Genomic DNA, 25,547 nt, shown 5'->3' on the forward strand with positions numbered 1-25,547 from the left:
GGCGAATCGCCAGGACGTTCCAGGGAACGCCCTGGCGCGGCGCATGCGTGCCGGTCCGTCGGTGCTATGACCACCCGGTGCCGACGGGAGAACGGGCGTGACGCAGGGGACCGAGCCGTATTGTCCGACGCAGACGTGGGAGACCCTGAGGCCCGAGGCCGCCGGGCTCGATGCCGCGGCCCTGGCCGAGGCGATCTCCTATGCCGAGGCGAACGAGAGCCCTTGGCCGCGCAGCCTCTACTACCCGGACGGACGCTATGTCGGCCTGGTCGAGTGGAACGAGCGCGGGCCCTGGAGCGACATCGGCGGGCCGGTGCGACCGCGGGGCGGCCCGGCCGGCGTGATCCTGAAGGGCGGCCGACGCGTGGCCGCCTGGGGCGATACACGGCGCCCCGACATGACCTTCTCCATCGCGAAGAGTTATCTGGCCGTCCTGGCCGGGCTCGCGCACGATGACGGGCTGATCCCGGACGTGGATGCGCCCGTTCGGGACAGCGTCCCGGATCCTCTCCTCGAGGGTCCGCGGAACGGCGCGATCACCTGGCGGCACCTGCTGCAGCAATCGAGCGAGTGGCAGGGCACGTTGTTCGGAAAGTCCGACCAGGTCGATCATTTCCGCCAGATCGGTCCCGGGGCGGACAACAGCCGCAAGGGTGAGCGTCGCGCGCTCCAGGCCCCGGGCAGCCATTACGAGTACAACGACGTGCGGGTGAACCTGCTGGCGTATTGCCTGATGCGCCGCTTCGGCCGCGCGTTGCCGGAGGTGCTGCGAACGCGGATCTTCGAGCCGATCGGAGCGTCCCACGATTGGGCGTGGCACGGCTACGACAACGCCTGGGTCGAGATCGATGGGGCCCGGATCCAGTCGGTGCCCGGTGGCGGCCATTGGGGCGGTGGCCTGTTCATCGGCGCGGACGACCATGCGCGCTTCGGGCTCCTGATCGCCCACGGCGGCGTCTGGGCCGGACGCCGGCTCCTGTCGGAGCGGTGGATCCGCGCGATGCTGACGCCGTCGCCGACGCTCGCGAATTACGGCTACCTGTGGTGGCTGAACCGCGGTCCGACCGCCAAGCCCGAACTGCCGGAGTCCGCGTTCAGCGCGCTCGGGGCCGGCAACAACGTGATCTGGGTCGATCCGGACCACGACCTCGTCGCCGTCCTGCGCTGGATCGACAAAGCGGCCCTGGACAGCTTTCTATCGCGGCTCGTCGGAGCGGTGCGAGACTAAACGGTATCGGCGCAACGGTCAGATGCCGCGCATGACTTCGACCCAGGTCGGCCAGATAGCATCGACAGCGCGGATAGGCGATGTTCCGACTGGAAGTCGAGCTTCCGTTCCGATACCCTCTTGATAGCGACCGTCGCTGATCGCCGTGATGATGACGGCTGCGGCCGCAAATTGATCGGCTGTCACATCGACGATTGTTTGGTTGGTACGCACCCAAGCATGGCTGTTCCACGTCAGCCCGTCAAAGAAGCCGCATCGATCTCTGGACGTCGGAACACCACTGACGATCACGGCAGAGATATTGGCGTGAGCGAGCGATTTTTGAATGAACAGACTGGATCGGACGCAGGTCCACTGTGATGCGCAGGCCGGAGGCGGCGGCCCCCATCGCGCATGCCACGCGGGCCAGTGCAATTCGAGGTAGACCCGCGCCGCATGCACGATCCGATGAAGCTCGATCATTGGAACTGGTTCATCACTCGACCTCATGCGAAGGTTCGGACCCGTGATCGGTCGTCCGCGGCCTCGGCCCGGACGAAATCGAGGAAGGCCCGGAGCACCGGTCGCATCAACCGACGGCTTGGGTAGTAAAGAAAAAAGCCCGGAAAGCGCGGGCACCAATCCGCGAGCACGCGGACCAGCCGGCCGGAGGCGAGGTCGTCCGTCACCTGCGCCTCGAACACGTAGGCGAGCCCGGCGCCCATCCGCGCCGCCTCCGCGATCAGCCCCATGTCGTCCAGGATCAGGCTTCCGGAGACCGAGACGGTCACGGCCGCGCCGTCCTTCTCGAGATCCCAGCGGAACAGGGCGCCGCCGGCGAAGCGACGGTTGATGCAGGTGTGGTCGTGGAGGTCCTGCGGCGTGCGCGGCCGCGGCTGGTCCGCGAAGTAGGACGGTGACGCTACGATCGCCGCGCACTGAGCGGGGCCGAGCGGGACCGCGATCATGTCCTGCTCCAGGCTCTCGGCGAACCGGACGCCGGCATCGAAGCCCTCCGCCACGATGTCGCGCAGGTCGTCCTGCGCGCAGATCTCGATCGCGATGCCGGGATGCGCGCGCGTGAACGCCACGGCGAGCGGGAGCAGCAGCATCTCGGCGGCCGAGTGCGGTACCGAGAAGCGCAGCGTTCCCGAGAGCCGCTGCTGCGAGGCGGTGGCGGCCTCGACCGCTTCGGTGATCGCCGCGAGCGCCGGCTCGAGTCCGGTGAGCAGGCGCCGTCCCGCTTCCGTCGGGGCGACGCTGCGGGTGGTCCGGGCCAGGATCTGGATCCCGAGGCTCGCCTCGAGCCCGTTGATCGCGTGGCTCACCGCCGAGACGGAGAGCCCGAGGTCGCGGGCCGCCCCGCGGAAGCTGCGGCGCCCCGCGACGGCGGCGAAGATCGCGAGGGCCGGGAGATCGGTGCGTTTCACTGTTGAGCCGGATAGGACAGGCTGCGCTGTAGAGCACGGATTATCCTAAGCGTTGGCCTCGATGCACAGTCGGGACGGGTTCGTACAAGCGACTCGCGAGAGAACCCACAGGAAAATCCCATGCAACAGCGTCGACTCGGTTCCGAACTCTCCGTCTCCGCCCTCGGCCTCGGCTGCATGGGGATGAGCTTCGGCTATGGCGGCCAGCCGGAGGCGGAGGCCATCGTCACGCTGCGCCGGGCGGTCGATCTCGGCGTCACATTCTTCGATACCGCCGAGATGTACGGGCCGTTCGAGAACGAGACGCTGGTCGGGAAGGCCCTGGCGCCGGTGCGTGACCAGGTGGTCATCGCCACCAAGTTCGGCTTCAAGATCGCCGAGAGTGGAGAGGGCCGGGACCGGATCGTCGGCCTCGACAGCCGGCCCGAGCATGTCCGCGCGGTCTGCGACGCCTCGCTGCAGCGCCTCGGCGTCGAGGTGATCGACCTATTCTACCAGCACCGGGTCGATCCCGCGGTGCCGATCGAGGACACCGTCGGCGCGATGGCCGATCTCGTGCGCGCCGGGAAGGTGCGCGCGCTGGGCCTGTCCGAGGCCGGCGCGGCCACGATCCGGCGCGCCCACGCGGTCCATCCGATTGCCGCTGTGCAGAGCGAGTATTCCCTGTGGAGCCGTGAGCCGGAGGCCGCGGTGCTGCCGACCTGCGCCGAACTCGGTATCGGCTTCGTGCCCTACAGCCCGCTGGGTCGCGGGCTCCTGACCGGCGCCATTCGAGACCTCGATGGCCTCGGAGCCGACGATTTCCGCCGCACCCTGCCGCGCTTCGAGGCCGAGAACCTGGCGGCCAACCAGAGGCTGGTCGACGCATTGTCCTCCATGGCGGCCGACAAGGGCGTCACACCCGCTCAGCTCGCCCTGGCCTGGGTCCTCAGCCGGGGCGCCGGAATCGTGCCGATCCCGGGCGCCCGCAAGATCCGCCATCTCGAAGAGAATGCCGCCGCTGCGGCGATCGTGCTCAGCGCCCACGACCTCGCCGCTATCGACGCGGCGATGCCCCCGGAGGCGGTCAGCGGCAATCGCTACACCGAGGCCGCGCTGGCGCTTGTGGAGGGGTGATCGCGGCCCGGGAGAAGACGCCTCAGGCCGCCATCGCCGAGACCGTCTCGGCGATGGCGCGCGCCCGCGGGACGAGGCTCGCCACCTCCAGATATTCCTCGGGCGAGTGCGCCTTGCCGCCGACCGGCCCGACCGCGCACAGCGTCGGGCACCCGACGCTCGCGGTGAAGCCGGAATCGGCGCAGCCGCCGGCGAACTCGCCCTCGATCCGGACGCCATGCTGCGCGCTGCCCCGCGCGTAGGTCTCGAACAGCGCGCGCGAGGCCTCGTCCTGCACCAGGGGCAGGAACTCGCCCTTGATGGTCAGCTGCGCCCGGGTATCCGGCACGGTCGCACCGTCCACGATCGCGGCGATCCGGCCCATGGCCGCGTCCCGGTCCGCCGGGGTGACGTAGCGCAGGTCGATCTCGCAGGTCGCCCGGGGCGCCACGGTGTTTACCGACTGGCCGCCCGAGACCAGCCCGACATTCACCGTGATGCCACGGTCGAGATCGGTGATCGCGTGGAGCGCGGTGATTTTGTGGGCGAGCTCGCCGATGGCGCTGCGCCCGTCGGCGTAGTTGCCGCCGGAATGGGCAGCCTTGCCGTGGACCTCCAGGTGCATGAACACACCGCCCTTGCGGCCGGTGACGACATTCCCGGACGGCCGGCCGGGCTCGGCGTTGAGCACCGCGCGGGCGCCGCGGGCGGTCTCCTCGATGATCGGCCGGCAGGCCGGCGAGCCGATCTCCTCGTCGCTCGTGAACAGGCCTACCAGCGGCACCGGCGCGCCACCGGCCTGCTGGTAGGCCGCCAGCACGAAGGCGTTCATGACCAGCCCGGCCTTCATGTCGGCGACGCCCGGCCCGTAGGCGCGGCCCTCCGTGATCCGGAACGGCCGGTGGGCGACCTCGCCCTTCGGGAAGACCGTGTCGCGGTGGCCCATCAGCACGACCGGCCGGTTCGCGCCGCCGGATCCGGCGACCTGCGCCTTCAGCGCGTCGCCGTAATCCTCCACCGGGATGGTGGTGACCGAGACGCCGTGCTCGGCCAGGAAGAACGCGATGCGGGCGCCGACCGCGTCGACCCCGGCCTTGTCGTAGGAGCCGGAATCGATGTTCACCAGCTCCTCGAGCAGGGCCAGCATGGCGCCCTCCTGTCCTTCGAGCCAGCGGATCGCGGCGGCGTCTCTCTCGGTCATCGGGGTCCCTGTTGGTCGGTGCGGCTACTCCACGGTGACCGACTTGGCGAGGTTCCGGGGCTGGTCGACGTCTTTCCCCATGAACACCGCGGTGTGGTAGGCCACCAGCTGGATCGGCACCGCGTACACGATCGGTGCCACCGTGGGGTCGAGGTCCGGCATGGTCACGGTGGCCATGGTGTCGAGCCCGTGCTCGGCCGCGCCCTTGGCGTCGCCGATCAGCACGATCCGCCCGCCCCGGGCGGCGACCTCCTGCATGTTCGACACCGTCTTCTCGAACACCGCGTCGTGGGGCGCGATCACGATCACCGGCACGCTCTCGTCGATCAGCGCGATCGGACCGTGCTTCAGCTCGCCCGCCGCGTAGCCCTCGGCGTGGATGTAGCTGATCTCCTTCAGCTTCAGCGCGCCCTCCAGCGCCATCGGGTAGCTGGTGCCGCGGCCGAGATAAAGCACGTCCCGCGCTTTCGCGACGTCCCGGGCCAGGAGCTCGATCTCCGATTCGCGGGTCAGCGCCTCCGCCATCAGGCCCGGCGCCTTGATCAGAGCGTCCACCAGCCGGCGCTCCCCGGCCTCATCCAGCGTGCCCCGCGCCCGGCCGGCCGCGATGGCCAGGCACAGCAGCACGGTGAGTTGGCACGAGAACGCCTTGGTCGAGGCGACGCCGATCTCGGGGCCAGCGAGCGTCGGCATCACCACGGAGGATTCCCGCGCGATGGTCGAGGTCGGCACGTTGACCACGCTGAGCGTGTGCTGGCCCTGGCTCTTGGCGTAGCGCAGCGAGGCCAGGGTGTCGGCGGTCTCGCCCGATTGCGAGATGACGAGCGTCAGCCCGTCCTTCTCGAGCGGCGCCTCGCGGTATCGGGCCTCGGAGGCGACATCGATCTCCACCGGCAGGCGCGCGACCTGCTCGAACCAGTAGCGCGCCACCAGCCCGGCATAGAACGCCGTGCCGCAGGCGGTGATGTAGACGCGGCTGAGCTTGGCGAAGTCGAACGGCAGCGCCTCGGGCAGCATCACCCGGCCGTTGGCCATGTCGACGTAGTGGGCGAGCGTGCGGCCCACCACCTCGGGCTGCTCGTGGATCTCCTTCGCCATGAAGTGGCGGTACTCGCCCTTGTCGATCCGGTAGGCCTGCGTGGCGATCTTCTGGCGCGGGCGCTGGACGCGGGCGCCGGACTGGTCGCGGATCTCGGCGCCGTCCCGAGTCAGGATCGCCCAGTCGCCCTCGTCGAGGTAGGTGATGGCGTCGGTGAACGGGGCGAGCGCCAGGGCGTCGGAGCCGAGAAAGGTCTCGCCCTGGCCGAAGCCGACCGCGAGCGGCGCGCCGTGGCGGGCACCGATCAGCAGGTTTTCCTCGCCGGAGAAGATGAAGGCCAGCGCGAAGGCGCCGCGCAGCCGCGGCAGGGCGGCGGCGACCGCGTCGACCGGGCTCATCTGCCGGTCCATGTTGCGGCTGACCAGCTGGGCCACGACCTCGGTGTCGGTCTGGCTCTCGAACACGATGCCGTCGGCCTCCAGCTCGGCCTTCAGCTCGCTGAAATTCTCGATGATGCCGTTATGGACGACGGCGAGGCGCTTGGTGGCGTGCGGGTGGGCGTTGGTCTCGTTGGGCCGGCCGTGCGTCGCCCAGCGGGTGTGGCCGATGCCGATCGTACCGGTGAGCGGCTCCTGCGCGAGCCGGGCCTCCAGGTTGACCAGCTTGCCCGAGGCGCGGCGCCGCGCCAGCTGCCCGTGCTCCAGGGTGGCGATGCCGGCGGAATCGTAGCCGCGGTATTCGAGCCGCCGCAGGGCCTCGATCACCTGCCCCGCCACCGCGTCGCGCCCGACGATGCCGACGATGCCGCACATGGAAGTGTCTCTCGCTTTGACGCCCGGGTGGCCGCGCGCGGACGCGCCGCGCAAGCTCCGGGCCGTTCGCTCACCGCCGAGCCGAGCGTCACGTGTACCGGATCAGGGCCGCGCAGGGCCAGCCCCGGCCGAATCGATGCTGATGTGCGCGGTCGCCTCGGTGGTTCTTTTATGAGGGCGCGGGTCCGCGCGTGACGATGGCTGCGTTCCGTCCCGACCAGTGACTGGCGAGTACCGAGCCCGACAGGTTGTGCCAGACGGAAAAGACCGCGCCCGGCAGGGCGGCCAGCGGCGAGAAATAGAGCTTGCCCAGCGCCGCCGCGAGGCCGGAATTCTGCATGCCGACTTCCAGGGCCAAGGTTCGGCAGGTGCCCTCATCGAAGCCGAGCAGGCGCCCGCTCCAGTAGCCGCAGACCAGACCGGCTCCGTTGTGCAACACTACCGCCAGCAGCACGAGTGGGCCGACGGCCGCGATGCTCGCCCCGCTGCCGGCCACGACGGCGCCGATGATCAGCAGGATGGCGATCATCGACACGGCGGGCAGAGCCCGCTCGATGCGCCCGACGAGTCGCGGCGCGAGCCGGTTGAGCGCCAGCCCCAGAGCCACCGGCGCGGCCACGATCTCCACGAGGCTGGCCAGGAGCCCCGCCACGTCCACCGGCACGGCGGCGTCGACGTAGAGGCGCACCAGCAGCGGCGTCGCCACGAGACCCACCAGCGTCGACGCCGTGGCGATCGTCACCGACAGCGCGACATCGCCACCGGCGATGTAGACCATCAGGGTGGAGCTCGTGCCGCTGGCGACGCTGCCGACCAGCACCATGCCGGTCGTGAGCTCGGTGCCCATGCCGAGGGCGTGGGCGATGGCCCAGGCGGCGGCAGGCATCACGAGGTAGTGGACGACCACCCCGGCCGCGACCGGCGCGGGCCGGGCCAGGATCCGGCCGAAATCCGCGGGCGTCAGCGTCACGCCGAGGGCGAACATGATCACGGCCAGCAAGATTGCGACGTGCGGGAGCACCGGCAGGAACACGTCCGGCGCGAAATAGGCCGTGGCCGCTGCCAGGACGGCGCAGACGGGAAACAAGCGGTTGAGCAGCATCGTGCGGGCCGATGTCCGAGAAGGGCGGCGGCCGTGTCCCAGCTGCGCCGATGTGCGTCAAGCGCAGCCGTCCCGCAGGGTATCGCTGTCGGGTCAAGCTCTCTCTGCCGGGGCGTCGGCGGTTGTCCAGCGCGACCGAATCGAGGGGCGGCTTCCGGGACGGGCGGACCATGGTTCGCGCGACCGGCAAAGGTCGGAGGCGGAACGGCCACCTTAACGTGGTGAACGGACAGGCGGGATCGCCCGCGGGTCGTCATGCCGTGATCGGAGCGTCGCCCCAGCACACATATCCCGACACCCGCCTGCAGGCTTGCACTCAGCATGCCTCCGGTCAATGGTGTGACGTTGTTATGAAAATTGGGACAGGTCTTACTACAATCATCTGGGCCGCTGGCTCTTTGCCTGATCAATTGAGATGCGGCGGATACGGAACGTCCGCTACCTTCGGGGCAGCCGAGGGACGCCGCCCCGAGCCAAAAATGCCGGGCGACCGACATCGGTCGCAATCAACAATCGCACGACTGAGCGGATCGAGAGCCGGCCCCGGATCCGCGGGCGTCAACGCCCCCCGCGCATTGCCTTCTCGGCGAGCAGCGCCGCCCGCTTCAGCTTAGCCCAGCCCGGCTTCACCACCTGTCGGCCACGGGCGATCGCCATGGCGCCGTCGGGCACGGCGTCGGTGATGACCGAGCCGGAGGCCACGTAGGCGCCCTCCCCGACCGTGACCGGGGCCACCAGGGCCGAGTTCGACCCGATGAAGGCGCCGGCGCCGATCGTGGTCCGGTGCTTGAGCACGCCGTCGTAATTGCAGGTGATCGTGCCGGCGCCGATATTGGCCTTCGCGCCGACCTCCGCGTCGCCGAGATAGGTGAGGTGCGCGGCCTTGGCGCCCGCGCCCATCCGGGCGTTCTTGAGCTCGACGAAGTTGCCGAGTTCCGCGCCGGTCTCGAGGACGGCATGGCCACGCAGGCGCACGAACGGCCCGATGCGAACGCCACCTTCGAGGACGGTGTCGGTGAGGTGCGCGAAGGCCCGCACCGTGCAGCCGTCCGCGACCCGGACGCCCGGCCCGAACACCACGTGCGGCTCCACCACCACGTCGCGTCCGAGGATCGTGTCGTGACTGAGGAACACCGTCTCGGGGGCGACGAGCGTAGCGCCGCCCAGCATGGCGCTGCGGCGCAGCCGGATCTGGATCGCGGCCTCGGCGACGGCGAGCTGGACCCGGTCGTTGACGCCCTGCGCCTCCGCCTCGTCCACGGGCACGACCGTGACCGAGAGCCCGTCCGCGACGGCGAGCGCCACCGCGTCGGGCAAGTAGTATTCGCCGGCGGCGTTGTCATTGCCGATGCGCGTGAGCAGCGCCAGCGCGTGCCGACCTCCCAAGGCCATGAGACCGGCATTGCACAGGGTCACGGCCCGCTCGGCCGGGCTCGCATCCTTCTCCTCGCGGATCGCCAGGACCCGGCTGCCCTCGGTGAGCACCCGGCCGTAGCCGGTCGGGGTCGGGCTCTCGAACGCGAGGACGGCAACCGCTGCACCCTCCGCCAGGGGCGCGCGAAGGCGGAGAAAGGTTTCGGCGCTGATCAGCGGGGTGTCGCCGAAGGCGATGACCACGTCGTCGTCGGGGCCTTCGAGCACGGACCGGGCGGCCAGCACCGCGTGGGCGGTGCCCAGCCGCTCGGCCTGCGGGAAGACCTGCGCGCCGGGTGCCTCCCGGGCGATTTCGGCGGCGACGTCGTCGCGGCCGGGCTCGGCCACCACGGCGATCCGGCCGGCGCCCGCCGCCTGCACGGCGGCCAGCACGTGGCCCAGCATGCTGCGCCCGGCGACCCGGTGGAGCACCTTCGGCAGGTCCGAGCGCATCCGCGTGCCCTTTCCGGCCGCGAGCACGATGGCGGTGAGGCTGCGCGGTGGCTGGGCGGTCGGGGTCATCGCGGGTCCGGGCGTCGTGATTCGGCGCGCGACCGATGAGCCGGACGGCGGCGCGGCGCAAGGCCGTCCCGCAGAGTCTCAGCGCAGCGCCAGAGCCCCGTGATGGGCCGAGCCGTGAGCGTAATGCTCGCGGCGGCGCTCGATCGAACTCGGGATCCGCAACGATTCTCGGTACTTGGCTACGGTCCGGCGGGCGATGTCGACACCCTCGCCGCGCAGCTTCTGCACCAGCGCGTCGTCGGAGAGCACGTCGTCCGGCGTCTCGCCGTCGACGAGCTGCTTGATCCGGTGGCGCACGGCTTCCGACGAATGGGCCGCCATGCCGGCCGCGCCCGGGATCGCGGCGGTGAAGAAGTACTTCATCTCCAGGGTGCCGCGGCTCGTCCCGATCGCCTTGTTGGAGGTCACCCGGGACACGGTCGATTCGTGCATGCCGATCGCCTCGGCCACGGTCTTGAGGTTCAGCGGGCGCAGATGCGTGACGCCGTGGACGAAGAACCCGTCCTGCTGGCGCACGATCTCGGTGGCGACCTTCAGGATCGTGCGGGCACGCTGTTCCAGCGACCGGGTGAGCCAGTTGGCGTTCTGCAGCGCCTCGGACAGGAAAGCCTTGTCGCCCTCGGCGGAGGCGCCGCGCACGACCCGGGCATAGTAGCTCTGGTTGACCAGCACCCGCGGCAGCGCCTCGCCGTTGAGCTCGACCAGCCAGGACCCGTCCGGGGCGGCGCGCACGAACACGTCCGGGATCAGCACTTCGACGGCGCTCGATCCGAAGGCCCGTCCGGGCTTTGGATCGAGCCTTCGGATCTCGCCCAGCATCTCGACGAGATCCTCATCGTCCACGCCGCACAGACGGCGCAGGGCGGTGAAATCGCGCTTGGCCACGAGGTCGAGACGGGAGACCAGGGCCTGCATCGCCGGGTCATACCGGTCGCGCTCGCGCAGCTGGATCGCCAGGCACTCGGCGAGGTCCCGGGCGGCGATGCCGGGCGGGTCGAAGCTCTGGACCTGGGTCAGCACCCGAGCCACCGTGTCGGCGTCCGCGCCGAGGCGCTGGGCCACGCCCTCCACCGTCTCGCGCAGGTATCCGGCCTCGTCGACCGCGTCGATCAGGAAGCCGCCGATCAGCCGCTCCACCGGATCCCGCGTCGCCAGCTCGAGCTGGCCCGCGAGGTGGTCGCGCAGGGAGATCTCGGCCGTCAGGGCCGCCTCGAAATCCGGCGCCTCGGAATCGAAGCTGCCGCCGCTGCTGCCGTAGGGCGGCGGGGTCAACGAGAGCATGTCGCCCGCGGAGGATTCCTGGACCCGCGTGGGGGCGTCGTCGGGGAAGACGTTGTCGAGCCGCGCGTCGAAATCGGTCTCGATCTCACCGCGGCTCGGATTGAGCTCCGGCGGCTGCCACGAATCGGGGTCTGATGCGTCGAATGACTCGCCCGAGGCCTCGCTCGACGGACCGGCCGCTTCAGCGTCACCGGTCGCGGGACCCTCGGCTTCGGCGCGTTCAAGAAGAGGGTTCCGCTCCAGCTCGGTCTCGACATAGGCGGCGAGATCGAGATGCGACAGTTGCAGGAGTTTGATCGCTTGCAGGAGCTGCGGCGTCATCACCAGGGCTTGGCCCTGACGCACTTCCAGCCGTTGCACCAAACTCATAAGAGGCCCCAATGCCCTTTCAGCGTGAACGACCAGCCGGGCGACGCTGCCAGCGGCATGGTTATTGCTTGTCGTGCGCGATCACCTCTAAACCGATCTCCCGCGCCCGTCAAAGTACGTGGCAGCTCATGGGTGTTGGCAAATGCCTGATCGGGACCCGCTCGTGGTGCCGGAGCCACATCCGATGGGTCTCCAATTTCGTGATGAAGCTTTAACGAAGCTCTTAGCGAGCGCCGCCGCTCAGGAGCAGGTGCGCGTCATCGGTTCAGGCTACCGCAGAAATGTCAGACCACATAATGCGACTGAAGCGAGAATTTATGGAGTAAAAATAGTCAATTGAGCAGGCGTTGTAAGAATTGTATCCGATGTTTTTTTAGAAAAGATAAAAATTTTAAAGTTAATCATTCCCGGGGTGTGCTGCTTCGTCTGCTCTTCGCGAAGGTTTCGGCTGTCTGAAACGAATCTGCGCGATGTTCCGTCCCGCCTGCGACAGGGGGGAGCCGGTGGATCGGCAAGATCCTGTCCTCAGGGCTGCCGCCTACGCTGGAGAGATGCGCGAGGATGATTGGTGCAGCAACGCCGTTGGTCGGAGGCGTTGCAATCGAAACAGCCCCCGATGTGGACGGTGGGACTCGAACCCGCACGGCCGTGCGGCGCAAGTTTTCAAGAACGGTGCGGTGAACCTCACGAGCAGCGGATGGCGAGCGTCTGGAACGGTATGAGCGGCTCTCGGGTTGGTCAAAAGCCGCCGCCTCAACCTGGGGATGTGGCCAGGAGCAAGCGTTTGTTCAAAGTACCGGCACTGACAGCTGGGCTGTTCGCAGCCAGCTTGTTTATCGCACCCATGCAAGCTTCAGCGGCTCAGATCGGCATCGGAGCCGTACCGGAAGCTGCTTCTGCGGTGCAAGAGATCCAGTATGGCTACGGGGGGCCCCGCTTCGGACCCGGCTTCGGCGGTCACCGCCACGGCTATGGCGGCCCGCGCGGCTACGGGCGCGGCTATGGCTATGGGAGAGGGTATGGCCGCGGCTACGGCGGTGAGCGAGGCTACGGTCGCGGTTATGGCCGGGGTTACGGCCACGGATATGGGTATGGAGGCCGAGGAGGCTTCTAAAAGCCCCTACCAAGTCGGTCGTATCGAGTGTGCCCGCATCGGAGACATGGTGGGTGCGGCGCCATGACGAGGTTATCTTCGTCAGCATCCAGGGTATGGCCGACGCGATTTCAGACTCCCCCGAGTTCGAGGTCACAACCTTCGCCCCGCCGGCAGCCGCCGCGCGGGGCTTTTTCGTAGGTCGCCTAATGATCGGTAGGATTGGCGCGATCCCCGCCGGCGGGCGTCTGGACGGCGATCCGTGGAACCGACTTAGGCGGGTGCCGCTTTAACAGCAGAACGCTTCGGCTTGAGGTACCCATGACCATCTTTCAGGTGAGGCAGAAGAGCAGCAGGGCAGTGCTTTGGACGGGTAAGGCTGAGAGTGCGGATCGCGCACTTGATGTTGCGGCGCAGGCTGCCGGGTACCACGCTTTCGCCGATCTCCCGGAGGCCTTGCGGTCCAATATGGCCGCCGAGGCCGTGAAGATCTGAAGATCTCAATTCGGTTGACAAAATCCCGCCCGGCTCAGCGCCGCGGCGGGCTTTCCTTTGTGTGCATCAGCGATCGATGTTCACCGGGTCTGAGGCTTATCCCCAGCGGCGTTGGATCGGAGAAGCCCGCCCGGTTCGCCGGCGCGGGCCTTTTCGCGGCCGGTCACTCAGGACCGTGCCGACGCCTCTCGATCAACAGCTCAGCTTACGGCCTTCCGCCATGCCGACCTTCCGATAGTGTTCCAGACCGGACTTGATTGCTCGACCAATGACCGCCCGGCGCACGTCCGGGTTACAGCGCAGATACTCCGCCTCGTTGAAAGCGTAGTCGCCACGCTGGCCTCGCGATCCTCGGTCGTTATCCCGATCGTAATCGCGGCGGTCACGATCGCCATAGCCCCGGTCGCCATACCCGCGATCTCCGTAGCCCCTGTCGCGGGAGCCATAGTCGCCGCGATCGTAGTCGCGCCCGCCATAGGGCTGTGCGAAGGCCGGAGCCACGCTGCCCAGCAGTGCCAGACCCAAGACGGCCGCTGAAATCACCTTCATTCGGTTTTCCTCCCCATTACGAGGCTAGAACGCTTTCGGCGAAGGGTGGTTCGATGAAGCGGTCGCCTTCGCGATCGACCGACCCCAGAAATGGTCTGCCCCTGGGGCAGATGGAGCCGAGGCCGAGCGCACAACGCGGGAGCGTCAGCCGGCGTGGGCAAACAGCCCCTCACTGTTTCTGGCAGGCGTTCGGAGGGCTCTGGAGGGCAGCTTTCGCTTTCGGATCGCCCTCGAAGGCACTCTTGACCAGGAGCCCGCATCGCGAGGTCGGCTTGTCCAGATACTGGCTCGCCACATCGCCGACGCATGCCGAGCAGAGGCCAATCCGCGCCAGGGTGTCTTCCGTATCATACCGACGCAGCTGCCCTGGCGTGAACTTTTCGCGGATGATGTCGACGGGATAATAGGTGTCCTCGTCATCTTGGTCGTTCGATTTCGGGCCGACCTTGCAGTTGGTGAGGCGCAACGCCTCGACCGTCTCGCCCTTCACGGTCAGGTGGGTCGGGTAGCAGTGGCCGCCGTGGGAGCAGAACACGGCCCGCTTCGTCGCCTTGTTGATCCGGTACTGCGTGATGCCGCCATCGAGCTCGCCCTTCGCCAGGATCGCGTCAGGCGCTTCCATGGCCGGGACGTCGCGCAGCGCGATCGCCTCGCAGGCGTCCCATGCGTAGGCCCTATCGCTGGCCCCACCGGTGGCGGCGGCGAAGGCGAGGGCGGCGAGGGCTGTGCGCATCCCGGTAGGATTACCCGAGGCCCGATTTCCGGCAAGCCATCCAGGACGGCGCGCAGCCGAAAGAATGCGCGGCACCCTCCCAGGCGCTGAACAGACGGCAAGGCCGAAGGGCGCTCGAAGCGCCTGATAGCGCTGGCGTTCTTCAACGCGATCCACAGCTCTCCACCACCGTGTCGCCGGCCGAGTTCGCGCCCCGCTGAACCGCGCGGCCGGATCTGGCATGTTCCGCCTTCGTTCCAGAACGGAGGCGATGGCGGTGGGGTCTCTGCGGGATGTTCTGCCCGGGCGGGTCTACGTGGATTGCTCGTCCTGCAAGCGATCCGGCCGGTATTCGGTCGCGAGCCTCCGGGAGCGGTTCGGGCCAGATGTGTCAACGCTCGATATCCTGCGCATCCTGACGGCCTCGTGCCGGTACCAGCGCCCGCCCGGCTCGCCGCCCGCGCGGAAATACGAGCACCTGTGTCTGGCCGCGATCACGCTGCCGCCGCCCGCGCGTCCGACGACACCGGTCCCGCCGGGCGTGCCCTTCACCATCGAGGTCTGGAAGGAAACGGGCGGCTGCGTCGAGGCGCAACTCGCGGTGATCTATCCGATCGCCATGGCGCGGGCCGCGTTCGAGACCGCGTGCGAGCTGTGGCCGAAGCACGAGGTCACGCTTCGGGATCGCTGTCGGATCGTGGCGCGGCGAGAACGGCCGGAACCGCCCGCCAGCGCGGAAACTGCCGCCGCACCTCCTCCCTGATCGCCAGGCCTTCAGCTTCAAGGCGCGCCAGCCCCAGGGTAGCCTCCCTGCCCCTGTCCCCTCCTCGGATCTCCACACGTTCAGCGATTTGCCTGGCGGTTGCGGGTTCTCTCGTGAGCACGGCGAGGATCCGGGCTCGGGTGTCCTTGCGCGGCCGCGCGCCGGTGCGCGCCGCTACTGCAGCCTCCCGGTCGTCGCCGCCGCGGTGCAGTGACCTCGATCTCGGACGTCTTGATGATCGTCACCACAGCCTCGAAGCCAGAGCCGGTCGGGGTGAACGCCACATCGACGGTGCAGATGGGCTTGGCGAGCGCCGCGAGCCCATTGCACGGGCCGATCAGCTTCTCGGCCATCGCATCTGTCGTCCCGCCGAGCCCGGACGCATCCAGCCGGAGGCGTCGACCGTCTGCTTCCGCCTCGCACACGAACCCATCGCGGCCTGAATCGACGCACCGGATCCCGCGGACCGCAACTGCCTGGCCTCTATAGCCTTTTGGATCGTCTGAGCCTGTGCCCTATCTGCAGCAACAACGAAGACGAGGACTGCAAGGGCTGTGCGCATGATAGCATAACAGTCGCGGCGCGGGCGCTAGCAAACGAGCCAACGATGGCGTGCCGCAGGTTCAAGTCCCGTTGGGCGTGCAGCAGGGCCAAATCGTTTCCCCCTGCCATCGCAGGGATCGTCCACGCGCCAAATCGGCATTGCTGCTGGTGGCTTCAGTTCTTTCTCGGGCGAGATCGTCATGCCACTGAGCATCAAGCCTGATTCGAAGCTCGGTCGCGGATCCCGGAGCGGCGTCGCTCGCAGACCATTTGGCAGCGTGCGGGCGATCGAAGTCCCAAGGGGCATGAGCGCCGGCCATCACGCAGCTTTTGCTGTGACCCCGGATAATACCCCGACCGGTTCGGCCGGGTACCCCGAAACCTGCCCAGTGTTGGTGCGGACGGCGGGACTCGAACCCGCACAGCCTTGCGGCCGCAAGATTTTAAGTCTCGTGCGTCTACCGGTTCCGCCACGTCCGCATGATCCCCTCGGTAGCCGCGACGGGGCACGCGATCAAGCCGGGGGCGTCCAGCTGTACAGCCAGGCGTAGCGGTCGCGCATGCCGTCGGGGCCGAGGCGGGCCATCACGGCGTTGCGGGCGAGGCCCACGAGGCCGCCGGCGTGGTAGGTCCGGCCGTTGGCGCGGGCGGCCTTCTGAACCCGCCGGACCCGGGCGGTGCGGTCCGTGGCGTAAGCCGCGAGCGCCACCGGGACGTCCGCGTGGTCGGTCAGCGACCGCGCCAGCACGGCGGCATCCTCGATCGCCAGGGCCGCGCCCTGGGCCAGGTAGGGCAGGACCGGATGCGCGGCGTCGCCGATCAGCGCGACCCGGCCTGAGGCCATCGGATGGGCCACGGCCCGGTCGGCGAGCGACCAGACCAACCAGGAATCGGGCAGGCCCAGCAGGTCGCGCAGCGGCCCGGCGCAGCCGCGGAAATGGGCGCGCAGCACGGCGGGCTCGCCGAGGCGGCCCCAATCCTCGTCGCCCACCGCCTCGGGCACCACCGCCACGACGTTGAGGAAGCGCCCGCTCCGCACCGGGTAGTGGACGACGTGCCGTCCGCGGCCGAGCCACAGGCTGGTGGCCGGGCCCTGCAGCGCCTCCGGCACCGCCTCGCTCGGAATCAGGGCGCGCCATGCGGCCGCGCGGCCCGGCCGGATCGGAGCCGCGTCGAGATGGCCGCGCAGGCGCGAGCGCAGGCCGTCGGCGCCGATCACGAGGTCGAACGGCAACGCCTGCGCGCCGCCGCTGCTGCTCTCGGCGGTCAGGACGGCGCCGGCACCGGTCTCGGCCAGCCCGGTGATCGCGCGGCCCATCATCAGCCGGATCGCCGGGCGGCTGCGCAGGGCGTCGAGCAGCAGCGTCTGGAGGTCGGCCCGGTGGATCACGTAATAGGGCGCACCGAAGCGCTGCTGCGCCGGCCCGCCGAGGCTGACGCCGCCGATCCTTCGACCGCTGTGGAGGGCGCGGACCTCGACCGCCGGCGGCTCGCTCGCGGCCCGTCGCAGCGCCGTCGAGAGGCCGAGGCCGGCCAGCACCCGGCTGGCGTTCGGGGAGACCTGGATCCCGGCCCCGACTTCGCTGAAGCCGGTGCGGCGCTCGATCACCGTCACGGAATGCCCGGCATCCGACAGCGCCAGGGCGGCGGTCAGACCGCCGATCCCGGCCCCGACGATCCCGATTTCCAAGGGCGTTCGACTGTCCGTGGGCAATGTGGGGTGTGCTACTCCGCGGCGACCGAGGCCGTGTCGTGCCAGACGCAGGCCTGCGGATCCGCCTCGTCGGCCTTGAGGCCGGCGCGGTAGCGATAGAGCGTCGAGCAGTACTGGCAGATGATCTCGGTGTCGGCGCCCATGTCGAGGAACACGTGCGGGTGATCGAACGGCGGCAACGCGCCGATGCACATGAATTCCTTCACCCCGACAGCGACCACCGGGACGCCCGGCTCGTTGTGGAAGTGCGGTACCGCCTTGCCTGCCATACGGCCCTCGCCTGCCCCAGACCCGTCCACGGGGCGAATCTGCCCGGGCATCCCCGGGCGCCATGATCCCGCTTATGCCGCCAGCCCCGCGGCCCGCGCAAGCCTCCCCCGCCGCGCGTCCGCGCGCCGTTCCGCGCATGCGGCTTGGCCTGCCGCGCCGCGCACCGTACATATGCAGGACACCCGCTCTCCGACGCCGCAAAAAGTCTCGACGATGCAACAGGAACAGGCCACCGCGCAGGGTACGCGCCGGGCGCCGGAGCCGCCGATCCACGGCCCGGAGGGATTCGAGGGCATGCGTCGGGCCGGGCGCCTGACGGCCGAGGCTCTCGATCTGCTGATGGAGGCGACCCAGCCCGGCGTCACCACCGAGGAGCTCGACAAGCTCGCCTACACCTTCGCGATGGATCACGGCGCCTATCCCGCGTCGCTGCTCTATCGCGGCTATCCGAAGTCGATCTGCACCTCGATCAACCACGTGGTCTGCCACGGCATCCCGAACGACAAGCCCCTGCGCGAGGGTGACATCGTCAACCTGGATTGCTGCCTGATCCTCGACGGCTGGCACGGCGATTCGAGCCGGATGGCCTATGTCGGCGAGGTTCCCCGCAAGGCGCAGCGCCTGTGCGAGATCACCTACGAGGCGCTGATGCGCGGCGTCGCGGCGGTGAAGCCGGGCGGATCGACCAACGATATCGGCCGGGCGATTCAAACGTTTGCCGAGAGCGAGCGCTGCTCGGTGGTCCGCGACTTCTGCGGCCACGGGCTCGGGCGGATCTACCACGACGCGCCCACCATCCTGCACTACGTCGAGGCGAGCTACGACGTGCCGCTGAAGCCGGGCCAGTTCTTCACGATCGAGCCGATGATCAATCTCGGCCGCCCGGCCGTGAAGGTCCTGGGCGACGGCTGGACCGCGGTGACCCGGGACCGCTCGCTCTCGGCCCAGTTCGAGCACACCGTGGCGGTGACCGAGACCGGCGTCGAGATCTTCACGGTCTCGCCGAAGGGGCTGCATCAGCCCATCAACCCGGCGGCCTGACCGGCCATGGCTGCGGACGACGGGGCGGCCGGGCTGTTCCCCGGGAGCGCCGCGCCGGTCGCCAAGGAGCCGCCGCATTTCCACGGCCATCGCGACCGCCTGCGGGAGAAGTTCGCGGTAGCCGGAGCCGAGGCGTTGCCGGACTACGAGCTTCTGGAGCTCGTCCTGTTCCGGGCGATCCCCCGACGGGACGTGAAGCCCCTGGCCAAGGCCCTGGTCGCACGGTTCGGCAGCTTCGCCGAGGTCCTGAGCGCCGAGCCGGCCCGGCTGATGGAGGTCGAGGGCGTGAGCGCCGGGGTCGCCGCCGACCTCAAGCTGATCGAAGCGGCGGGACGGCGGCTCGCCCGCGGCGCGCTGCGCGAGCGCGCGGTGCTCAATTCCTGGAGCGCGCTGAGCGAGTACCTGCGGGCCACCATGGCGTTCGCGGCGCGCGAGGAGTTCCGCATCCTGTTCCTCGACAAGCGCAACCACCTGATCGCCGACGAGGTCCAGGGCCGCGGCACGGTCGACCACACGCCGGTCTATCCCCGGGAGGTCGCCCGCCGGGCCCTGGAACTCTCGGCCACCGCGATCATCCTGGCCCACAACCACCCGTCGGGCGATCCCAGTCCGTCCACGGCCGACGTCGCGATGACTCGCGAAATCGTGTCGGTGCTGGCACCACTGAAGATTGTAGTGCACGACCATATCATCCTGGGTCGAAACGGACATGCCAGCCTGAAAGGCCTCAAGCTGTTCTGATCTTCCGGCCGACTTGAGCGTTGGTGCCCGCGCGTATAGCCCTGCTGGGTGGCGCGTCTCTTGCCTGAAGAGCGGGAGCGTTAGGGAGAATCGGAATGGCGTTGACGGCCTTCGACGAGATGAACGGGATCGGCAACGGCGCCGCCGACCCGGCCGCCGTCCGCGACGCCTATGGCAAGCTGAAGACCTGGCTCGAGACCACGCCGCCCGAGCATTTCAACACCCGCCGCAGCCAGGCCGAGTTGCTGTTCCGCCGGATCGGAATCACCTTCGCGGTCTACGGCGACAACGAATCGACCGAGCGGCTGATCCCGTTCGACATCATCCCGCGGGTGATCACCAAGCCGGAGTGGGATTTCCTCGAGCGTGGGCTCAAGCAGCGGGTGACCGCGATCAACCTGTTCCTGAAGGACGTCTACGGCGCGCAGGAATGCATCAAAGCCGGCATCATCCCGGCCGACCTCGTCTACCGCAACGCCCATTACCGGATGGAGATGCGCTCGTTCCGGGTCCCGCACGACCTCTACGTCCACGTCGCCGGCATCGACATCGTCCGCACCGGCGAGAAGGACTTCTTCGTCCTGGAGGACAATGCCCGGATCCCGTCCGGCGTGTCCTACATGCTGGAGAACCGGGAGGTGATGCTGCGGCTGTTCCCGGACCTGTTCTCCAAGCACCGGGTCGCGCCGGTCGAGAACTACCCGGACGCCCTGCTGGCGACCCTGCGCAGCCTCGCACCGGGCTCCACCACGCGCGACCCCACGGTGGTGCTGCTGACCCCCGGCCGCTACAACTCGGCCTTCTACGAGCACTCGTTCCTGGCCGACAAGCTCGGTGTCGAGCTGGTGGAGGCGTCCGACCTCTTCACCAAGGACGACGTGGTCTACATGCGCACCACCGAGGGGCCGCGCCGGGTCGACGTCATCTACCGCCGCCTCGACGACGACTTCCTGGATCCCCTGGTGTTCCGCCCCGATTCGGTCCTCGGCGTGCCGGGCCTGATGAACGCCTACGAGCGCGGCTCCGTGACCCTGGCCAACGCCGTGGGCACCGGCATCTCGGACGACAAGGCCGTCTACAGCTACATGCCGGAGATCGTGAAGTTCTTCACCGGCGAGGAGCCGATCCTGCACAACGTGCCGACCTATCGCTGCCGTGAGAAGGAGTCCTTCGCCTACGTGATGGACAACCTGTCCCAGCTGGTGGTGAAGGAGGTCAACGGATCGGGCGGCTACGGCATGCTGGTCGGGCCGCATGCGAGCAAGCGCGAGATCGAGGATTTCGCCAAGAAGCTCAAGCATGCCCCGGACGGGTTCATCGCCCAGCCGACCCTGTCGCTCTCGACCTGCCCGACCTTCGTGGCCTCCGGGGTCGCCCCGCGCCATGTCGACCTGCGGCCGTTCGTGCTGAACGGCGCGGACCAGATCCGCATCGTGCCCGGGGGGCTGACCCGCGTCGCGCTGAAAGAGGGGTCCCTGGTTGTCAATTCCAGCCAGGGCGGTGGTACGAAGGATACCTGGGTGCTCGACGCTTAAGGTCCCCAGCGCTTCCACACTGCCAGACGCGCCGCCTGCCGCCGAGCCGATCCGAGTTCGCACACCATGCTCTCCAGGACTGCCGACAACCTCTTCTGGCTCTCGCGTTACGTGGAGCGCGCCGACTTCGTCGCGCGCATCCTCGACGCGGCGCACCGGCTCGCCTCGCTGCCGACCAGCTATGGTGGCGGCGAGACCAACGAGTGGGAATCCGCCCTCGCCTCGGCCGGCGACCCGGACCTGTTCAAGCCGCATTACAGTGTCGTGAATGCCGACACGGTCTGCGACTTCCTGGCCTTCAGCCCGCACAATCCTTCGTCGATCCGCTCCTGCATCGAATCGGCCCGCGAGAACGCCCGCTCGGTGCGCACCGCGCTCACCACCGAGATGTGGGACGCGATCAACGGCGCGTGGCTGGAGCTGCGCAACTACGCCGGCAAGGAGCTCAGCCGCGACGAGTTCAGCCGCTTCCTCGACTGGGTGAAGACCGTCTCGCTGACCTTCGACGGCTCGGCCTTCCGCACCATGCTGCGCAACGACGCGTTCTGGTTCACCCGACTCGGCACGGCGATCGAGCGGGCCGACAACACCGCCCGCATCCTCGACGTGAAGTACCAGATCCTGCTGCCGCAGAACGAGACGGTCGGCGGCAGCCTCGACTACTTCCAATGGACCACGATCCTGCGCGAGGTGTCGGCCTTCAACGCCTATCACTGGGTCTATCGCGAGAGCGTCAAGCCGCTGCTGGTGGCGGACCTCCTGATGCTGAACAAGCAGATGCCGCGCTCATTTGCCAATTGTTACAGCGTGATCGTCGAGTATCTCGACCTCGTCGCCGACGCCTACGGCCGCCGCGGCCCGAGCCAGCGCCTGGCCGGGAACATGCTGGCCAAGCTCGACAGCGAGGATATCGACCGCGTGTTCAACTCCGGGCTCCACGAGTTCGTCGAGGCGTTCATCGTGGAGAACAACAAGGTGGGCGAAGCCATCGCGAAGCAGTATCTGGTCGGGTAGCGCATCGTCCCGGGGGTCGGATCCGGGGCGATGCGCCGAGCGTATGACGACGCATCATCGTCGCCCGAGCGCCGGCGAGACCGGTTCGGGCTGATGCAATCGGAAAGACAGACAGGCCCGGCGCATGCGCATCCGCGTGGTCCACGAGACCATCTACACCTACGAGCACCCGGCCCGCGGCCTCGTCCAGGTCATGCGCCTGACGCCGCGGGACCATGACGGGCAATATGTCCGCACCTGGCGGATCGACACCTCCATCGACGGGCGGCTGACCGCCCGCGAGGACGGGTTCGGCAACATCGTCCACTGGTTCACCCCGGACGCGCCGGCCGACGCGCTGACCATCCGGGTCACCGGCGCAGTCGACACCGAAGATACCCACGGGGTGGTCCGCGGCACGGTCGAGCGCTTGCCCGACGAGTTCTACCTGCGGGACACGGATCTCTGCACGACGAGCGCGGAACTGCAGGTCTTCGCCGAGCGGGTCGCCACCGACGGCGACAGCAAGCCGCTCTCGGTGCTGCACCGCCTGCGCGACACCGTTCCTCAGACGGTGGTCTACGAGCCGGGGCCGGCCGCCAACGGCGTGCCCGCCGCCACGGCATTTGCCGCCGGCAAGGGCATCTGCCAGGACCTGACCCACGTCTTCATCACCGCCGCCCGCCACCTCGGCATCCCGGCCCGCTACGTCGCGGGCTACCGCGCCCGGGGCGACGGCCAGGCCGATGTCGAGGCGCCGCACGGCTGGGCCGAGGCGCTGGTGCCGGATCTCGGCTGGGTGGCGTTCGACGCCTGCTACCAGGACACCCCGTCCGACGGCACGATCCGTGTCGCTTGCGGGCTGGATTATCTGGGCGCCGCGCCGATCCGCGGCAGCCGCACAGGCGGCGGAACCGAGACACTGGACGTCAAGCTCCGCGTCGAGCAAGGCAGGGACGCCGCACAGTCCTGAGTCCTTGCCTGATTCCCTGCCTGATTCTTCGCCTGATCCTTTGCCCGTTTCCCTGAAGGGCGGGCCGCCGGCTCGGCGAGAGCCGGAAACCCACCCCGCGAGAGCCCGAGATCCATGACCTACTGCGTCGGTGTCCTCGTCGAGGAGGGGCTCGTGATGGTCGCCGACACCCGCACCAATGCGGGGCTCGACGACATCTCGACCTACCGCAAGCTCCACCACTTCAACGTGCCGGGCGAGCGGGTGATGATGCTGGCCTCGGCCGGCAACCTGTCGATCACCCAGTCCGTCCTGAGCCTGCTTCAGGAGGGCGTGCCCGGCGACGACGGCGAGCCGCCGCAGAAGCTGATCGAAGCGCCCACGATGTTCCAGGCCGCGCAGCTCATCGGGCGCGCCATCCGGCGGGTGCGGGCGATCGAGCGGGACGGGTTCGAGGCGGCCAGCATCCGGTTCTCGATCTCGCTGCTCTTCGGCGGACAGATCGCCGGCGAGGGCATGCGGCTGTTCCTGATCTACTCGGCCGGCAACTTCATCGAGTGCAGCACCGACGCGCCCTTCCTCCAGATCGGCGAGCACAAGTACGGCAAGCCGATCCTCGACCGGGCGGTGAAGTTCGAGAGCGACCTCTACGACGCCCTCAAGGTCAGCCTCGTCTCGATGGATTCGACCATGCGGTCGAACCTCGGCGTCGGCCTGCCGATCGACATCGCAGTCGCCCGCCGCAACGGCCTCGACCTCGAAGTGAACCATCGGATCGAGGCCGGCGAGGGCTATTTCCACGACCTGCGCGAGCGCTGGTCGGCCGCGCTCCGGGCCGCGCACCGGGCGATCCCGCGCCCGCCCTACGGCCCGACGGCCAAATAGGGCCGGTCAAGGAAGGTCAGCCGGCCGGCTCGATGGCCCGGTCTGCGCTCCTGACCATCGCGCGCGTGTAATCTTCCCACAAAGCCGCGTAGAGCGGCACCGTGCGCAGCAAATCGTCGTGCCGCCCGTCGCCGAGCAGGCGGCCGTCGTCGAGGACCAGGATCCGGTCGGCCTGGCGCGCCGCGGCGAGATGGTGGGTGACGAGGATCAGCAGCCGCTCGCGGCCCCAGGCCGTGAGGTTGCTCTCCAGTGCGAGGGCGGCTTCTGGGTCCAGGAAGGCGGTCGGCTCGTCGAGGAGTGCCACCGGTGGGTTGCGGATCACCGCACGGGCGATCGACAGGCGCTGGCGCTGGCCGCCCGACAGGGTCCGGCCGCCCTCGCCGAGGGACGTATCGAGACCCTCGGGCAGGGTCTCGACGAGTCCCCGCAGCCCGGCGAAGTCCAGGGCCGCGTCGAAGGCCGCCGCATCCGGGCGTTGCGCAGCGAGATTTTCGCGCACGCTGCCGGAGAACAGCATCGTATCCTGATCCACGGTGCCGATCCGGCCGCGCAGCCATCGGGGATCGTAATCCCGCAGATCGGCACCGCCGATCTCGACCCGGCCGGTATAGTCGCGCTGCAGGCCGAGCAGGATGCGCAGCAGGGTCGACTTGCCCGAGCCGTTGCGTCCCACGATGGCGACGATGCCGCGCTCCGGCAGGGTCGCCCTCAGATCCCGCAGCGCCGGCCGCGCCGCACCCGGATAGGTCAGTGAGACGCCGTCGAGGCGGATGCCGCCGGGACCGATCCGGCGCAGGGGCGGATGGCGGCCGGCCTGCTCGCGCGGCAGGCTGAGGAAGCCGCCGATCTCGCGGATCGCGACGTTCACCTCCTGGGCCATGCGCAGGATGTCGGCGCTGCCGAGAAGCGGGCCGGTGATGCGTGCCGCGACCACCTGGATCGCCAAAAACTCGCCGACGGTCAGGTAGCCGCCATAGATCCGCCAGCAGCCCACGCCGATGACCAGCAGCGTCATCGCCCGCGAGACCGCCTGGGACCGCAGCCCGTAGCGCCGCTGCAGGTCCATGACGCCGCTCAGTTCGGCAAGCGTGCTGTCCGTCACCGTAATCCAGCGCCGCATCCGCCCGGCTTCGAGGGCAAGCGACTTCACGGTGGCCAGGCCGTTGACGCTCTCGGCCAGTGTGCCGTCACGGACGCTGATCGACTGGTAATAGGCCTTCGCGGATTTCCAGATGCCGCTGATCTGGTTGCTCGCGATCATCACGATCAGCGGCGCCGCCACCGCGAGCGCCGCCCCGACCGCGACGTCGTAGTAGAGGACCAGGCCGAAGGCGACGAGCGCGCCGCCGGCATCGATCACCGTGTTCGGGATCTGATGCAGGACGAAGTCCCGGATCTTCGTGATCTGCTGGAAGTGGTTCAGGACCTCGCCGGACTTGAAGGCGGCACCGTCGATCCGCACCCGCAGCAGGTGGGCGAAGACGCGGCGGGAGATCCGGCGGTCGAGGAAGACCGCCAGCGCGATGATCAGGCGCCCCCGGAACGCGGTGAGCCCGACCTCGGCGGCGATCGACAGGAGTGCGAGCAGCGCCAGCCCGAGCAGGTGCAGGTCGGCCTGCCCGGCCACGATCGCGTCGACGATGCGCTGGGTGGCGACCGGAAAGACCAGCCCGGCGCCGTATCCCGCCGCGATCGCGATTAGGAGCCGGGCCACCTGCCCCCGGCGCAACGCGAGCGAACGGCCGAGCCAGCGCCAGCCGAAGGACGAACGGTCTGCCCGCAACACCACC

General features: G+C 68.9%; 23 protein-coding genes and 1 tRNA gene. 10 read left to right on the forward strand and 14 right to left on the reverse strand.

Annotation, left to right across the window (positions count from 1 at the left end; translation table 11 throughout):
* The first annotated feature begins 97 nt into the window (after positions 1-97).
* A complete protein-coding gene (locus tag ACYQPG_RS23495) occupies positions 98-1,228 on the forward strand; it encodes a serine hydrolase domain-containing protein (RefSeq protein ID WP_461231863.1) in 1,131 nt (376 codons plus the stop codon).
* Positions 1,229-1,246: 18 nt separating this feature from the next.
* On the opposite strand, the gene ACYQPG_RS23500 is transcribed toward ACYQPG_RS23495, so the two are convergent.
* Positions 1,247-1,690: a hypothetical protein gene (locus ACYQPG_RS23500; protein WP_461231864.1), complete on the reverse strand. Its 444-nt coding sequence runs from the start codon at positions 1,688-1,690 to the stop codon at positions 1,247-1,249.
* Positions 1,691-1,713: 23 nt separating this feature from the next.
* On the reverse strand, positions 1,714-2,637 hold the full coding sequence (locus ACYQPG_RS23505; protein WP_147937812.1) for a LysR family transcriptional regulator: 924 nt from the start codon (positions 2,635-2,637) through the stop codon (positions 1,714-1,716).
* A gap of 120 nt (positions 2,638-2,757) precedes the next feature.
* Here ACYQPG_RS23505 and ACYQPG_RS23510 point away from each other — a divergent pair, with 120 nt between their 5' ends.
* Positions 2,758-3,753 (forward strand): aldo/keto reductase, encoded by a 996-nt coding sequence (locus ACYQPG_RS23510; RefSeq protein ID WP_461231865.1) that lies wholly within the window; start codon positions 2,758-2,760, stop codon positions 3,751-3,753.
* 22 nt (positions 3,754-3,775) lie between these two features.
* Here ACYQPG_RS23510 and ACYQPG_RS23515 read toward each other — a convergent pair whose 3' ends face one another.
* The 5 genes from ACYQPG_RS23515 to rpoN all read right to left on the reverse strand — a co-directional run bounded on the left by ACYQPG_RS23515 (position 3,776) and on the right by rpoN (position 11,471).
* Positions 3,776-4,933 (reverse strand): M20 family metallopeptidase, encoded by a 1,158-nt coding sequence (locus ACYQPG_RS23515; protein ID WP_147937814.1) that lies wholly within the window; start codon positions 4,931-4,933, stop codon positions 3,776-3,778.
* A gap of 24 nt (positions 4,934-4,957) precedes the next feature.
* On the reverse strand, positions 4,958-6,784 hold the full coding sequence (gene glmS, locus ACYQPG_RS23520) for a glutamine--fructose-6-phosphate transaminase (isomerizing) (RefSeq protein WP_419830364.1): 1,827 nt from the start codon (positions 6,782-6,784) through the stop codon (positions 4,958-4,960).
* 169 nt (positions 6,785-6,953) lie between these two features.
* Complete coding sequence (panS, locus tag ACYQPG_RS23525) at positions 6,954-7,886, reverse strand: ketopantoate/pantoate/pantothenate transporter PanS (RefSeq protein WP_419830365.1); 933 nt, start codon at positions 7,884-7,886, stop codon at positions 6,954-6,956.
* Between the two features lie 558 nt (positions 7,887-8,444).
* Entirely contained in the window at positions 8,445-9,821 is a 1,377-nt protein-coding gene (glmU, locus tag ACYQPG_RS23530; protein ID WP_419830366.1) for a bifunctional UDP-N-acetylglucosamine diphosphorylase/glucosamine-1-phosphate N-acetyltransferase GlmU, read from the reverse strand.
* A gap of 78 nt (positions 9,822-9,899) precedes the next feature.
* Positions 9,900-11,471 carry an RNA polymerase factor sigma-54 gene (gene rpoN, locus ACYQPG_RS23535; RefSeq protein WP_461231866.1) on the reverse strand — a complete coding sequence of 524 codons (1,572 nt, stop codon included), beginning with the start codon at positions 11,469-11,471 and terminating at the stop codon, positions 9,900-9,902.
* A 1,414-nt stretch (positions 11,472-12,885) separates the two neighbouring features.
* Here rpoN and ACYQPG_RS23540 point away from each other — a divergent pair.
* Positions 12,886-13,059, forward strand: coding sequence for a hypothetical protein (locus ACYQPG_RS23540; protein ID WP_187278311.1), 174 nt, complete (start codon positions 12,886-12,888; stop codon positions 13,057-13,059).
* Positions 13,060-13,251: 192 nt separating this feature from the next.
* Here ACYQPG_RS23540 and ACYQPG_RS23545 read toward each other — a convergent pair whose 3' ends face one another.
* Positions 13,252-13,608, reverse strand: coding sequence for a hypothetical protein (locus ACYQPG_RS23545; protein ID WP_147937819.1), 357 nt, complete (start codon positions 13,606-13,608; stop codon positions 13,252-13,254).
* Between the two features lie 169 nt (positions 13,609-13,777).
* The gene (locus ACYQPG_RS23550) at positions 13,778-14,341 is read right to left on the reverse strand and encodes a hypothetical protein (protein ID WP_461231867.1); all 564 of its coding nucleotides are present in this window, start codon (positions 14,339-14,341) and stop codon (positions 13,778-13,780) included.
* Between the two features lie 295 nt (positions 14,342-14,636).
* Here ACYQPG_RS23550 and ACYQPG_RS23555 point away from each other — a divergent pair, with 295 nt between their 5' ends.
* Positions 14,637-15,083, forward strand: a complete 447-nt coding sequence (locus tag ACYQPG_RS23555; protein ID WP_461231868.1) for a hypothetical protein — start codon at positions 14,637-14,639, stop codon at positions 15,081-15,083.
* 80 nt (positions 15,084-15,163) lie between these two features.
* Here ACYQPG_RS23555 and ACYQPG_RS23560 read toward each other — a convergent pair whose 3' ends face one another.
* The 4 genes from ACYQPG_RS23560 to ACYQPG_RS23575 all read right to left on the reverse strand — a co-directional run bounded on the left by ACYQPG_RS23560 (position 15,164) and on the right by ACYQPG_RS23575 (position 17,609).
* Positions 15,164-15,436 (reverse strand): hypothetical protein, encoded by a 273-nt coding sequence (locus ACYQPG_RS23560; protein ID WP_461231869.1) that lies wholly within the window; start codon positions 15,434-15,436, stop codon positions 15,164-15,166.
* Between the two features lie 583 nt (positions 15,437-16,019).
* Positions 16,020-16,106, reverse strand: a tRNA-Leu gene (locus ACYQPG_RS23565).
* A gap of 34 nt (positions 16,107-16,140) precedes the next feature.
* Complete coding sequence (locus ACYQPG_RS23570; protein ID WP_461231870.1) at positions 16,141-17,316, reverse strand: FAD-dependent monooxygenase; 1,176 nt, start codon at positions 17,314-17,316, stop codon at positions 16,141-16,143.
* A gap of 35 nt (positions 17,317-17,351) precedes the next feature.
* The gene (locus ACYQPG_RS23575) at positions 17,352-17,609 is read right to left on the reverse strand and encodes a zinc-finger domain-containing protein (RefSeq protein WP_147896852.1); all 258 of its coding nucleotides are present in this window, start codon (positions 17,607-17,609) and stop codon (positions 17,352-17,354) included.
* A 214-nt stretch (positions 17,610-17,823) separates the two neighbouring features.
* On the opposite strand from ACYQPG_RS23575, the gene map reads away from it, so the two are divergent.
* The 6 genes from map (at position 17,824) to ACYQPG_RS23605 (ending at position 23,757) form a co-directional block, all read left to right on the forward strand.
* A complete protein-coding gene (gene map, locus ACYQPG_RS23580; RefSeq protein ID WP_147908939.1) occupies positions 17,824-18,651 on the forward strand; it encodes a type I methionyl aminopeptidase in 828 nt (275 codons plus the stop codon).
* A gap of 6 nt (positions 18,652-18,657) precedes the next feature.
* On the forward strand, positions 18,658-19,392 hold the full coding sequence (radC, locus tag ACYQPG_RS23585) for a RadC family protein (protein ID WP_147937823.1): 735 nt from the start codon (positions 18,658-18,660) through the stop codon (positions 19,390-19,392).
* A 95-nt stretch (positions 19,393-19,487) separates the two neighbouring features.
* Positions 19,488-20,927 carry a circularly permuted type 2 ATP-grasp protein gene (locus tag ACYQPG_RS23590; RefSeq protein ID WP_147937824.1) on the forward strand — a complete coding sequence of 480 codons (1,440 nt, stop codon included), beginning with the start codon at positions 19,488-19,490 and terminating at the stop codon, positions 20,925-20,927.
* A 66-nt stretch (positions 20,928-20,993) separates the two neighbouring features.
* Positions 20,994-21,941 carry an alpha-E domain-containing protein gene (locus ACYQPG_RS23595; protein WP_147908942.1) on the forward strand — a complete coding sequence of 316 codons (948 nt, stop codon included), beginning with the start codon at positions 20,994-20,996 and terminating at the stop codon, positions 21,939-21,941.
* A gap of 124 nt (positions 21,942-22,065) precedes the next feature.
* Positions 22,066-22,893 carry a transglutaminase family protein gene (locus ACYQPG_RS23600; RefSeq protein WP_147908943.1) on the forward strand — a complete coding sequence of 276 codons (828 nt, stop codon included), beginning with the start codon at positions 22,066-22,068 and terminating at the stop codon, positions 22,891-22,893.
* A 114-nt stretch (positions 22,894-23,007) separates the two neighbouring features.
* Complete coding sequence (locus ACYQPG_RS23605; protein WP_419830372.1) at positions 23,008-23,757, forward strand: peptidase; 750 nt, start codon at positions 23,008-23,010, stop codon at positions 23,755-23,757.
* Between the two features lie 16 nt (positions 23,758-23,773).
* On the opposite strand, the gene ACYQPG_RS23610 is transcribed toward ACYQPG_RS23605, so the two are convergent.
* Positions 23,774-25,546: a peptidase domain-containing ABC transporter gene (locus ACYQPG_RS23610; protein ID WP_461231871.1), complete on the reverse strand. Its 1,773-nt coding sequence runs from the start codon at positions 25,544-25,546 to the stop codon at positions 23,774-23,776.
* Position 25,547 lies beyond the last annotated feature (1 nt).

This window comes from Methylobacterium sp. CM6246 (assembly GCF_054818005.1).